The sequence below is a fragment of the Binatus sp. (SeqCode) genome (assembly GCF_049584895.1).
Taxonomy (GTDB): domain Bacteria; phylum Desulfobacterota; class Binatia; order Binatales; family Binataceae; genus Binatus.
The window spans coordinates 62,790-75,344 of the sequence record NZ_JBAUYR010000090.1; the positions used below are offsets into that span (position 1 = coordinate 62,790).

Consider the following 12,555-nt stretch of genomic DNA (forward strand, 5'->3'; position numbering starts at 1 on the left):
GATGGCTATCGCTCTAGAAACATTGGATCACGACGTCGATTCCGTCCGAGGTCGGCGTTTGCACATCGCTCGGACCCGTGAGTCGCTTAGTCGTAACGTCTCGTTCGATATAGCTGCTCGCATCGGCTACCTGGTCTCGCGCGTCTTGATACCGCCATTTGTCCTGTCGAGAATCGGACTGTCAGCCTACAGCCTCTGGAGTGCCGTTTTTCTGCTCCTGTCTTACATGGGCATGACTACCTTCGGATTTTCGTGGGTCTACGTTAAGTATGTCGCGGAATACGTGGTTCGCGACGAAACGCGCAAAGCCAACGAACTATTGTCGACCGGACTAATGACCATTGCACCTATATGCGTTGCGATGTTCGTGTTGCTCTGGCTCGGCCTTCCGCGCGTGATCCTTTGGCTGCGAATTCCGGCAGAACTTCAACATAGCGCTCGGCAAGTGATACTTCTCGTCGCGACCGCCTTCCTCTGTGACATCACCATGTCTGTGTACGGACAAGCGTTGACCGGCGTCCAGAAAATCGCCGAGGTCCAGATCATCTGGGTGATTTCCTACCTGACGGAAACCGCACTGATTCTAGCCTTGGTAGGCACCGGACATGGTGTGCTGGGTCTCGCCGAGGCCTATGCAGTCCGAACCGCAGTCTCGATAGTTCTCGCCGCTATCGCTGCATACCACTACGTGCCCTGGCTTAGGCTGTCGATACGATCATTCTCACGGCAAGCGCTCCGGCCTCTAGTCAATTTCGGTGGCGTGGTTCAGCTCAACATGATCTTGAACGTCGGACTCAACACAATCGAAAGAGTCATTGCCGCCCCGCTGATCGGGCTCACCGCCGTCGGCATCCTCGATCTTAGTGACAAACTGCCCACAATGGCCAACACGATACCAGGAGCCTTCGCTTCATCACTAATGCCAGCGGCTTCCAACGTCCATTCAGAACTGGCGGGCAAGCCTCATCAGGATGAGCTGCTGGCTAAGCTGTATCTCAAGGGCGCTCGCTATATGAATCTGGTGGCCGCGACTTTGGCCGGGCTTTTCGCGACGGCGTCCGGACCACTGCTGATCGTCTGGCTTGGCAAGGTTTATCCGGGAACAGCTTTCTTGATGGCGATCTTTGCCATACAGCAACACATCCACTTGATGACTGGTCCGGGTACCTCGATTCTAAAGGGTATCGGGCGCCCCCAGGAGGAGTTCTTCTATTCCGTCCCCAACGTATTGCTGGTTATCGCGGCAATGCCGCTGTCACGCCTGGTTCTAGGTCACTGGAGCGCTGTAGGTCTAGGCAGCGCGGTGGTTATCGCGACCATTGCTTCAGCCATCGGTTTCATAGCTCGTGCAAATCACCTGCTGCATGTCTCGTGGCCTAAGTATTGGCAGTATGTAGTCGCGCCCGGCCTGATTCCTTACGCGTTTGGAATGATCTTTGCTTTTCCGGCGTGGAAATATGCCCAGTATGTTACGCGCGGGCACCTGGCTTTGATCATGCTGGTAATCGGTTCTCTATATTCATTTACGGTGTTGGTTGTGTTCGACCGAGCGGTGCTCGATCGTGACGAGCATTTATTTTTTCGCGACGCGGTTCGCCGCGAGTGCTCTCGTCTGCCCTATGTCGGCAGGCGCGCTGAGGCTTTATGATTCCGTCCACAAATCAATATGGTGTCGTTCCTCGACCGGCTTCGCCAAGCTGGGTAGTAGCCAATCGGACTGCCACTCCAGTCGCGAGCTTTGTTGCGCACAAACGCTTGGCGTACACTGTTATCGCAGCGGTACTGATTGTAGGCCTGGCCGCCGCCCTGCTTTACGGGCGTAACTATCTGGCGGAGGCAACCGTTCGCGTTTCTCCGGTGCTTCCAAGTTCGGTGGAGACCGGAGACTCTCGTTTCAGTTCGAATGTCGAGTATCGCGACTTCGTTCAGGAGCAAGTATTCGAAATAAACTCCTATGCTACCGTTAGTGCAGCGCTCGATTTGCTCGGCCCCAAAAGGTGGCTGTGGCAGCGGTCGGGCGAGAGCAATCGTCATGCTGCCGAGCGCCTCATCTGGAATCTCAAGGTAGAGGCTGTTCCTGATAGCTATCTGATCAGAATCGACCTTGAGGGCCGCAAACCCGACGGTCTTGCCGATATCGTGAACGCGGTCGCCAAGTCCTACCTTTCGCGTGCGGCCAAACGGGAGTTGGAAGGCGCCGACGTAGGGTTTCAGTTGCTCTCAGCGCACGAGACGGAGCTCGAACGAAATATAGCAACCGACGAGGGACAACTATCGGGGCTGACTCAGGAGCTAGGAGTGTCGAGCGTCGATGGCGCGCTGGTAAATCCGTATGACAAGTTGTTGGCGGATAGCAACTCCGCTTTGGCTCGAGCCCGCCGAAATGTGCTCGTAGCACAAGCTCATCTGGATGCTGTGAAAACGCACCGTGAGCGCATCAAGAACGCAGATGTGGAGGCCAAGGCCGAACAGGTAGCTGCTACCACAACCGACGCTACTACCGCCAGACAGCAACTTATTCAGCAACGTGAGCAGGCGCTCTTCGAACTGAGCGGCCTGGGTCCTAACCACCCCGGTCGCAGAGCTTTGGAGGCGCAGATCGAAACTGCCAACAAGGAATTGGCCAACCTTGATCAGTCAGCTCTCGATCGCGCGCGATCGATGCTTAACGACAGCGAGCAAGCCACCACCAGCGTAGATATCTCGGAGGCTGAATCGAATCTCGAGCAGATGCAATCGTCCGAGAAAGGAATCGAGAAAGAACTTGCGAGCGTGAAAGCAACCGCCGCGGCGGTTGGAACCAAATATAGCCTGGCAGTCAGCGTTCACGAAAAAGTAGAACGCGAGCGCAAGGAGCTCCAGGACCTTCAGGAACGCATCAGTGTGTTACGGTTGAAGACACAGGCGCCGGGTGTTGTCGCGCTTGAGACCGCCGCGATGACCCCTGACGTACCGCAGAAGAGCACACGAAGAATTATTTTCGCGGTGTTCGTGCTCGGCTCGGTTCTATTGGGCATCATGGTACCGACCATGGTCGATCTGACAGATCGAAAAATTAAAATCTCCGATGAGTTCGAGGAGATCCTGGGATTTCCGCCTCTTGGAATCGCAATGGGTTCCAACGGCAACGGAAAGCAAGCGATGCGCCGGATAGCACTCGGGATTATGCGCGAGTGGCGCACCTCCGGAATTCGAAGCTACATACTCACATCTGTTCGCGACGGTGCTAATGACTACATAGCCCATGCGCTCGCCGGCGAGCTTACCGACTTGGGTGTGCGCACTCTTGCAATCAAAGCAAGCCTGAACGGATCCAACGGATCCAACGGATCTAATGGATCTAATGGTCATCAGCTTAAACCACCAGCAGTGGTAGCGGCCCCAAGCGTTGGCAGTATTACCGGCCGTACAACCAAACGACTTGCCCCGCGCGTCCCAAACACTGTCGCGCTCGACCACGCGGGTCAACCGATGCCGCCGGCGGTTGGCGACACCAGCTTACAGCGTGCACAAAACGGTGGAGTTCCTTCGACCTACGGCTATGTGCGGGAAACCGTCGAACATGCTTTAGGCAATCACGACATTGTGCTGATGGCCGCACCGCCGCTGCTGTCTTCAGCAGACAGCATAGCACTAATCCAAATGCCGGCCGGCGCGATACTCGTGGCAAGGACCGGCCACGACGACGTGTCCGAAATCACCGCAGCAATTCGTGAACTGGAAAGATGCGTTCCGCCGGTAGTAGGAGCGATCATCGTTGCCGACAACCATAAGAACGGCAACGGCAAACGTCCATTTGATTTAAATTCAGACGCGACAACACCATTCGTCTATGGCTTAGCCGGAAAATGATTCCGGACTGTCCTCGACAGTTAGCGTGAGAGATTAACAATTGGGAATTGTCGATACGTCGATGCTGGCGGGCCTTCCCGCCTTAATCGCGCTGATTCTATGCATCAAGCGAGGACCCGGATATGCGTTCCTGAACGTGTATCTGCCGGTGTTGCTGCTCCTGCCTGACGGGTGCCGCATGGCCGCGTCAGGCCAATTCAATTTCAGCGAAAGCGCGATCATTCCAATCGCCGCGTACTTTCTGTGGAAAGAAGGACGCCATTGGAAGTGGAACTTCACCGACTTGCTCGTCGTGACATTCGTAGTGCTTATGTCAGTCGCGCAATATATGAACTCGGACTATCAGATCGCACAAAACCTTGCCTTGCGATTGATCGTGACGATCCTATTGCCTTATATCGTGGCTAAAGGTCTGATCGTCAAGGAAGAGAAAATCAGCGTCGAAATCGCTAAGCGAATAGTAATACTCGCCACGATCGTCGCGATCCTTTCAGCTTACGAGTTCAAGATGACATCGAATCCGTTTCGCTCTTTGATGGCTCCATGGTTTCCTGAGTGGACAGTTGAGACCCCTTCTTTCCGATACGGCTTTGTGCGAATAGCAGGTCCATGGAGCCACCCGATTCTCGCCGGAATTATCCTGGCGGTCGCATATAGGACCGCACGATGGCTGGAATGGACCCACAACTGGCCTGGAAACGTGTCGATTCTGCCCATCAGCAAGGCTCGTTTCTGCGAGATCGTGCTTATTGTCGGCGGGGTGATGACGATCTCGCGAGGACCATGGATAGGAGCGTTCGCCGCTGCGGCTATTGTGATGCTACTACAATCTCGTCATCGCAAGCACCTCACCGCATTGGCGCTATGTCTTGTAATCATACTCAGTATTCCGGCTTATCTCAGCTTCGACACTAATGTCGACCTGGACCGCTACGGACCTCACGAAGAAGCGCAGCGCTCCGCGGCTTACCGTGAAGAATTGATCGAAAAATATATTGTGATCGCCGAGGAACGTCCCGTTTGGGGTTGGGGTTCGAAAGGCTTTCCAGTGGTGGATGGCATGACGTCGGTCGACAATCAGTACCTGCTGGTAGCACTTAATTCAGGCCTGTACGCGTTACTCGCGATGGTGCTTATCCTTCTGTGGGTGCCGGCTCGCATCTGCCGCTACGGTCTTCTTAGATCCAGCGAAGATCCGAAGAGATCACTTGCATTTACACTGACCGGGATTTTCATCCTTTGCGCCGTGTCCATTGCGACGGTGTATCTGGGTGCACAGACACAGCCATTGTTGTTCGTGATCGCAGGTTGGAGTGAGGCGCTATTAGTCGGGCCTTCGCTCATGGTTGCAAGGGCGCCATACCGCATTCAAAGAGTAATGGTCTGAAGGAAGCTCGTGAATAACTCCTTCGACAACTTATCTGCCAACGGCTCGTTGGTTGCGCCGCTCCTGGGAGATAGTGAGCGGTTGAAGGCGTCACAGACACGCCGCAACTCGCGGCAGCGGGTGGCTCTGCTCGGTACTGGCTATATAGCAGACTGGCACGCCAAGGCGCTCGGATCGATTCGCAACGTCGAACTGGTAGCGGTATGCGATCAAGTACCGACGCGAGCCGCTACGTTCGCAGAAAAATTCAAGGTGCCTCGGGTATACCATTGTCTGGAGACGATGCTTGCCAGCGAGCAGCTCGATGCAGTTCACGTCCTGCTTCCGCCGGACATGCACTTTCAGGCGGCCAAAACCATCCTCAATTCCGGCATTAGAGCTTTCATCGAAAAGCCAATGTGTCTCAATGCCGACCAAGCTGCAATGCTAGTGCGCTTGGCCGAGTATCACAACCTGAAGCCGGGCGTCGGACACAACTTCCTATTTTCTGAATGCTATGAGCGTCTGCGGAACGACTTGCGCAACGGAACACTGGGCTTGCTCGATCATCTGACCATCACCTGGCATCGCGAGCTCGCCCAAGCCACCTCCGGACCCTTCGATATCTGGATGCTACGTGAACCCGCGAACGTGATGCTCGAGATAGGACCGCATTGCGTTGCGCAAATGTTAGACCTTGTCGGTATTCCGAGCGAAATGAAAGCCTATGCAAGCAACCCGGCTGACCTTCCCTCTGGTCAGAAGTTCTACCGCCGATGGCAAATTACCGCACTGGCTGGTCGCACTGCTGTCGATCTAAGGTTCTCATTCGCGCCCGGATTCGGCGAGTATACGATACAGGCTCGCGGATCTCTCGCCTCTGCCACCGTCGATTTCGAGCGCAATACCTACACACTGAAGCGTCACCGTCCTCTTAGCGATGACTTCGATCGCTACGCCATGGTCGTTCACGAGGCAAAGGCTGCTCGCCGTCAGGCAAGACGGACGCTGCTGACTTACGCTATGTCGAAGGTCCACCTTGGCTCACGCGGTAACCCCTACGGTGCGAGTATTGCCAAGGCCCTGGATGCGTTCTATGCAACTCCCGCTGCCGCGCTCGACGATCGCATCGGCGGTCAACGAGGCGTTGATGTGATCCGCATTTGCGAAGAGATCGGGCGGATAGGACTGGCCGCTGCCGGGCACTCGACGGTTCAGGTGCCTACAACGCCCAACCCTGCGCCTATACAAGAAACCGAGTTGCCGGCCCCACGAATTCTCATTCTCGGTGCGACCGGATTCATCGGCCGCGAATTGACGCGGCAATTGATGGAGTCTGGCCATCGCGTTCGGGTGCTGGTCCGAAGTCCTGGCAAGATCATCGCGGATTTGCGCAATCCTCGCCTAGAGTGTTTGCGCGGAGACTTAAACGACGCCGCCGCTTTGCAGAGCGCAATGACGGGCATTGACTGCGTCTATCACTTGGCGCGAGCGGACGTGAAGAGTTGGACCGACTATGAGCGCTACGAGATCGGCGTTACCCGTGAGATCGCCGAAGCGGCTTTGGCCACCGGCGTTCGCCGACTCATTTACACGGGCACCATCGATTCTTACTACGCCGGCGCCCGCGCAGGCACAATTACCGAAGATACTCCGCTCGACTCGAAGATCGAGCGCCGCAACTTGTATGCCCGGGCGAAAGCTGCCTCCGAGCGCATGCTCCTTCAGATGCATCGTGAACGAAACCTTCCAGTCGTTATTCTCAGGCCTGGAATCGTAATTGGCCGTGGTTCTAGTCCTATGCATTGGGGCGTAGGCAGATGGTGGTACGATTCCGTTTGTCAGACGTGGGGCAGCGGCCTCGATCCTTTACCGCTTGTGTTGGTCGAGGACGTCGCGAAGGGGCTGATAGCTGCATCTCAAGCGCCGGATATTGAAGGTGAGTCGTTCAATCTGATCGCAGATCCATGCCTGAGCGCACAGGATTATCTTGACGAAATGGATCGCCTCAACGGTATTAAGATTCAACGCTATCCGACTCGGATCATAAACTTCTATCTGGCTGATACATTGAAATGGATAGTCAAGGTCCTCACACGTCATCCTGATAGGCGCTTGCCTAGCTACCGCGACTGGGAGACCCGCCAACAGCACGCTACTTTCGACTGTACTCGCGCCAAGCTTCGTTTGGGTTGGAAGCCGATCTCTAATCGCGCCGATCTGATCCGTAGCGGTATCCATGTGCCTATGAAAGAGAGGCTGGGTTAGGAGTTCGAAGACGCAATGAGTGTTATCAACGTGCCGGACGCTTCGGTTATTGTGGTGTCCTTCAACACCCGCGAGCTTCTGCGCGAATCTCTCCTGACCGTTCGCGATTCCTCTGGCGTAACCTTTGAGACTATCGTCGTTGACAATGCCTCCCATGACGGCTCGGCTGATATGGTTACCGCCGAGTTTCCGGAAGTGCGCCTTATTCGCAGTAACATTAACCTGGGGTTTGCCGCGGCTAACAATCGCGCCTTCGAGATAGCTCTCGGCCGCTACGTCGTGTTGCTCAACTCCGACGCCTTCCTGCGTCCCGGCGCTTTGCGTTTGTCCGTCGAACATATGGACGCCAATCCTCTCGCTGGCTTGGCCGGCGCCAGACTCGTGGGACGCGATGGCTCATGGCAACCCTCAGCTCGAATGTTTCCTTCACTACTTAACAACCTTCTCGCAATGTCGGGCCTGGCAGCCAGGTATCCTAAGTCTCGATTGTTGGGCCGAATGGATCGTACCTGGGCCAATCCGCTTGAGCCATGCGAGGTTGACTGGGTCCCCGGCGCTTATTCGATCATCAGGCGTAGCGTACTCGATAGGATAGGGTTCTTCGATGAGCGCTTCTTTCTCTATTACGAGGAAGTAGACCTATGCCGCCGCGTAAAGGCCACCAATAGCCAGGTCTGGTACTGGCCTGACATCGTGGTAGAGCACCTGGGCGGTGAGTCCGCGAAGTCCATGGACGATACGAAGGTCCCTAAGCCTGGTTCGCGAACTGAACTGTGGAGGATGCGCGCTGGTTTGCTTTATTTCCGAAAGCATCATGGTAGCCTCGGCGCGTGGTCTAACATGCTTATCGAGCGATGTTGGTACTGCCTGCGGGCTATTCGTAATTCGTGGTCCAACTCTGCCGAGCGAAGCGCGCGAGTCGCCGATCTGAAAAGTGGACTCGCAACCTTGAAGCAGGCATGGGGCGATACTCGCGGCGGAAAGGTATCACCTTCGCGACCCTGGTGATCTGACTATGTTCGACAATCTCCGCGAAGACTGGATTACCTACGATCGCGACCTCTGGCGACAAGGCCTGTGGGCGATGGCTGTCTACCGCTTCGGCCGCTGGCGCTATCGATTCAAACATCGCATCGTGCGCGCGCCACTCTCATTGATCTACAAAGTCTTGTTCAAGTTCATTCAGATTCTGACCGGCATCGAGCTTCCCTGCGAAACAATTCTCGGCCACCGCTTCCGCATCGACCACTTCGGCGGCATCATCATAAGTGGTGACGTCGAGTTCGGCGACGACGTCGTCATCCGCAACGGTGTCACCATCGGCTTGCGCCGTACCGGAGTGCGCGGCTCCCCGAAAATAGGCAACCGCGTGGACGTCGGCGCCGGCGCGAAAATCCTCGGCTCGATCACCATCGGCGATGACACCGCGATCGGCGCCAATGCAGTCGTACTGGACGACGTCCCCCCAAATTCCATCGCGATTGGCATCCCCGCAAGAATAATTCCACGACGTCCCGCAGGGGCCCTCCGAGTCGCCGAAAATATTCAGAGGCTCTCTCAGTAATGCCGACCGAGCCACCTGCCACCGAATTTCCGGTTCTTTCTGTCGTAGTCATCGGCCGCAACGAAGGCGATCGCCTCGCACGATGCCTCGAGTCGGTCGAACAGATGCGTCCTCTCCACGGTCCAATCGAAGTCATCTATGTGGATTCCGCATCCACCGACGGCAGTCTCGAGCGCGCGGCGAAATTCAACGTAAATGTCCGAAGCCTCGAGACCGCCAATCCCTGCGCCTCGGCGGGACGCAACGCCGGCTGGCGCATCGCCCGGGCGCCGATTGTTTTCTTCCTCGACGGCGACACCATCGTCGATCCCGACTTCGTCGCCGACTCGATTGCCGAGCTGGACGATCCAAAGGTCGCTGTGGTTTTCGGAAATCGCCGCGAGCTGCATCCTGACGCCTCAATCTACAATCGCGCCCTGGATCTCGATTGGATCGCGCCCCCCGGCGTCGTCGAATTCTGCGGTGGCGACGCCCTCATTCGCCGCGACGTTCTCGCACGCGCCGGCGGTTACGACGAGCGCCTCATCGCCGCCGAGGACACCGAGCTATGCGGCCGCATTCGCGCGCTCGGCTACACCGTGCTTCACGTCGATCGCCCGATGGTCCGCCACGATCTCGCGATCACCCGGTTCTCACAGTACTGGCGCCGCGCGCTGCGCTCCGGATACGCGTACGCGGAAGTCTCCGAACGAATTCGCCGAATCGATTTGCCCGAATGGTATCGGCAGGCGCGCCGCAATCGCACTCAGGGAGCCGTCATGCTGGCGATCGTGGCCGGTGCGCCGATTCTTTCAATCGCCACCCGATCGTTTGTTCCCGTTCTGATCGCGATCGCGATTATCGGATTGCTCTCGGTCCGCACCGCAATCCACAGCCGCTGGAAAAATGCTGCCCTCGCAACTCGTCTGCTTCACGGCCTGCATTCGCACCTGGTGCAAATCCCGCTCCTGTTCGGACAGCTCAAGTTTCAGCTTGACCGCTCCAGGGGCAGGACAGCGGAACTGATCGAATATAAGGATGCGCCCACGCCAATTCCCTCGAAAGTCGATTCCGCGCCGCTCTAACTCCGTCGAAATCGCACGCCAGTACCTTGTCCCCCTTTCCAAAATGGAGAGGGACTAGCGGTGCGGTCTCCGATCGAACCTCCTATCCACAAGGCGGTAAATCGTAGTGACTCACCATATCGTGCCTAAATATCGAAAAGTGAAACCTCGGGAACAGAAAATTTTAATTCTTTTTCTTTCATACTTGATCTCGCTTTATTCTTCCGATAAATGTTTCGCGGGCTGAAGAGGGAGTGGCTGTTGTCTCAACCACTGATTCATTCTCCATCTACAGGCAGCGGCTAAGAAGTAATGTCGGTCCGTCGTCCGTGGCGAAAGCCAGCTCGTAGGCTCGATCCGTGAGGGGAGCGCGGTTCTCATAACCACGCAGTAACGGGTCGGCTGAGATCTGCTCGGTCCGTTCGACGGCGCAGAGTCCGAGTTTGATAGGGGAGAGTTTGCCATAGGTCCGCGACGCGGTAGGGACGGATGCACCGACGCGCCGTCACTCACACCAGACCCGCGCGGGCTGCTCTCTAAACAAAAACCGAAGAATTAAATATCCACGGTGCAGGCGCTGGAACGCCTGCACCGGGGCATGACCTGACGTGCCCGAGCGAACGGACACAATCGAGGCTGGCAAATCGATTGTCCTGCCACGCTCGTCGCGCGTCAACGTGGGGAGCATGGTGCATGAAGACGAAGTTTGGTCTTCTTTCGTTCAGATCTGTCTTGATTGTCCTGATTGTTGTCTTTGGTTACGCGAAAGCCGGTGTTTCTGCTCAGCACCCGCCGGCGTCCCTCCAAGTCTCTGTAGTATATCCTCCCAACGGAATACTGATGCCGGGCCAGCCGCAAGTCGTCCGGGTCTCGGCTGAAGTCCAGCCATCGCCCGGTACTCCGATCCACTCATATCGATTGATAGTCAAACTGCACGGCCCGAATGGCCGCACGTCGCTCTCGGATTCCTTCAATCCGACCCATCCTGATTCGTTGGCAAGCCTCAACACAAAAAGACTTTCGCCGGGCGACTACTCTCTGACCGTGGAACTACATCACAACGGGACCATCGTTACCGCTTCGGAGAAGTACAGAATACAAAAACCCGCAAATGCGGTTACGCCCACACCGACCGCAACCGCAACACGAACACGAACCGCGACAGCGACTCCGTCTAAACGGGCGACGCCGACTCCGACCTCCACGCACACTGCTGTCGCAACCCCGACTCCAACCACCCCGGCGCCGAGGGGGACGGCGACTGCGGGGGCGTCGGTGGCGTCGAGTCCGAGCATCACCGATATCCCGCGAATCGGGGTGAACCTGGGGACCTGGACCTACTACGGGGCCGAGCAGTATCGTCAGAACGTGCTGATGAACCCCGGCTTCGAGCCGACCTACGAAGGGCGCATCCTCGAAGTGGCGAATCCGACCGCGACGACGTTTGAGGACGACGTCAACTGGATCGGCGAAGGCCCGGCCAACTGGTACAACGGCGCGACCTTCAGCGTGCGCTCGGGCGTCTCGACCGGCGCGACCGGACAGATCTCCGGCTACAACCCCAACAGCGGCGGCGACCCGATCTTCACCTGCAAGGGCGGATGCCCGAGCTTGAACACGGGCGACGAAGTCTCGATGTACTACACCGATCCGCCGGCGGCGGGCGCGATCGCCAGCTGGTGGACCAGCGACACCAACCTGATACAGACCAATTCAGATCACGAGCCTAACTCCCAGGGCAGCTACTCGCTGCAGGCGACGCTCAACGGCAGCGGCCATCGGCTCGACAGCTTCCTGGACAGCTACGGCGGCATCAAGACCATCAACTATCTGCCGGTGACCGGGACCTGGACCATTTCGTTCTGGGCCAAAGCGGTCAACGCATCGTCCGACGCGTCAGTTTCGGTCAACCTGGTTCGGCTGAGCGACGGGACTAACGGCAACACCAACTTTATGAGCCAGCAGAACTTCACGCCGACCGGCAGCTGGCAGCAGTTCAGCTACAGCTTCACCGGGGCCGAGACCGCCAATCTGGGCACGCTCGACTTCAGCGTGGTCTTGAGCGGCAGCAGCGGGGCGATCCTGCTCGACGACATGACGCTGGGACCGGCCAGCGGTGGGCCAGGCGGATGGCGCAACGAATTGGTCTCTACTCTAAGCGCGCTGCATCCGGGCGTCATTCGCGATACCCAGGGGCAACTCGGTGAGCCGTTCTCGCAGCGGACCGGCGGCGACACCGCGCACGGACCGTCGAGCTACAACGGACCGACCGCCTACCCGAACTTCACCTACACGATGGCCGACTTCTTCGCCCTGGCGAATGCGGTCGGCGCCGAGCCGTGGGTGGTGATTCCGGACACGGTTACCGACGCTGAAATTCAGCAGTACGGTCAGTTCCTCGAGCAGCAGCAGTCGCTCTATCACTTCCCGGAAATCATGATCGAACTCGGCAACGAGAACTG

The 12,555-nt window shown here is 57.1% G+C and carries 8 protein-coding genes; all 8 read left to right on the top strand.

Annotation, left to right across the window (positions count from 1 at the left end; genetic code table 11):
* Position 1 precedes the first annotated feature (1 nt).
* Positions 2 to 1,648, top strand: coding sequence for an oligosaccharide flippase family protein (locus WB650_RS16115; protein WP_422304563.1), 1,647 nt, complete (start codon positions 2 to 4; stop codon positions 1,646 to 1,648).
* A gap of 332 nt (positions 1,649 to 1,980) precedes the next feature.
* On the top strand, positions 1,981 to 3,852 hold the full coding sequence (locus WB650_RS16120; protein WP_422304561.1) for a GumC family protein: 1,872 nt from the start codon (positions 1,981 to 1,983) through the stop codon (positions 3,850 to 3,852).
* Between the two features lie 136 nt (positions 3,853 to 3,988).
* Positions 3,989 to 5,239, top strand: a complete 1,251-nt coding sequence (locus tag WB650_RS16125; protein ID WP_422304559.1) for an O-antigen ligase family protein — start codon at positions 3,989 to 3,991, stop codon at positions 5,237 to 5,239.
* 120 nt (positions 5,240 to 5,359) lie between these two features.
* A complete protein-coding gene (locus tag WB650_RS16130; protein WP_423961199.1) occupies positions 5,360 to 7,486 on the top strand; it encodes an NAD-dependent epimerase/dehydratase family protein in 2,127 nt (708 codons plus the stop codon).
* 15 nt (positions 7,487 to 7,501) lie between these two features.
* Positions 7,502 to 8,494 (top strand): glycosyltransferase family 2 protein, encoded by a 993-nt coding sequence (locus WB650_RS16135; protein WP_422304555.1) that lies wholly within the window; start codon positions 7,502 to 7,504, stop codon positions 8,492 to 8,494.
* A gap of 7 nt (positions 8,495 to 8,501) precedes the next feature.
* A complete protein-coding gene (locus tag WB650_RS16140) occupies positions 8,502 to 9,050 on the top strand; it encodes a serine O-acetyltransferase (protein ID WP_422304553.1) in 549 nt (182 codons plus the stop codon).
* Positions 9,050 to 10,114 (top strand): glycosyltransferase, encoded by a 1,065-nt coding sequence (locus WB650_RS16145; protein WP_422304552.1) that lies wholly within the window; start codon positions 9,050 to 9,052, stop codon positions 10,112 to 10,114. The genes WB650_RS16140 and WB650_RS16145 overlap by 1 nt, the downstream gene beginning before the upstream one ends.
* Before the next feature lie 819 nt (positions 10,115 to 10,933).
* Positions 10,934 to 12,555 (top strand): carbohydrate binding domain-containing protein (locus WB650_RS16150; RefSeq protein ID WP_423961197.1); only part of this gene is annotated, 1,622 nt, incomplete at its 3' end.

Coding starts and splice junctions, on each gene's coding strand:
- WB650_RS16115 (WP_422304563.1), top strand. CDS start 2: ATGGCTATCGCTCTAGAAACATTGGATCACGACGTCGATTCCGTCCGA.
- WB650_RS16135 (WP_422304555.1), top strand. CDS start 7,502: ATGAGTGTTATCAACGTGCCGGACGCTTCGGTTATTGTGGTGTCCTTC.
- WB650_RS16140 (WP_422304553.1), top strand. CDS start 8,502: ATGTTCGACAATCTCCGCGAAGACTGGATTACCTACGATCGCGACCTC.
- WB650_RS16145 (WP_422304552.1), top strand. CDS start 9,050: ATGCCGACCGAGCCACCTGCCACCGAATTTCCGGTTCTTTCTGTCGTA.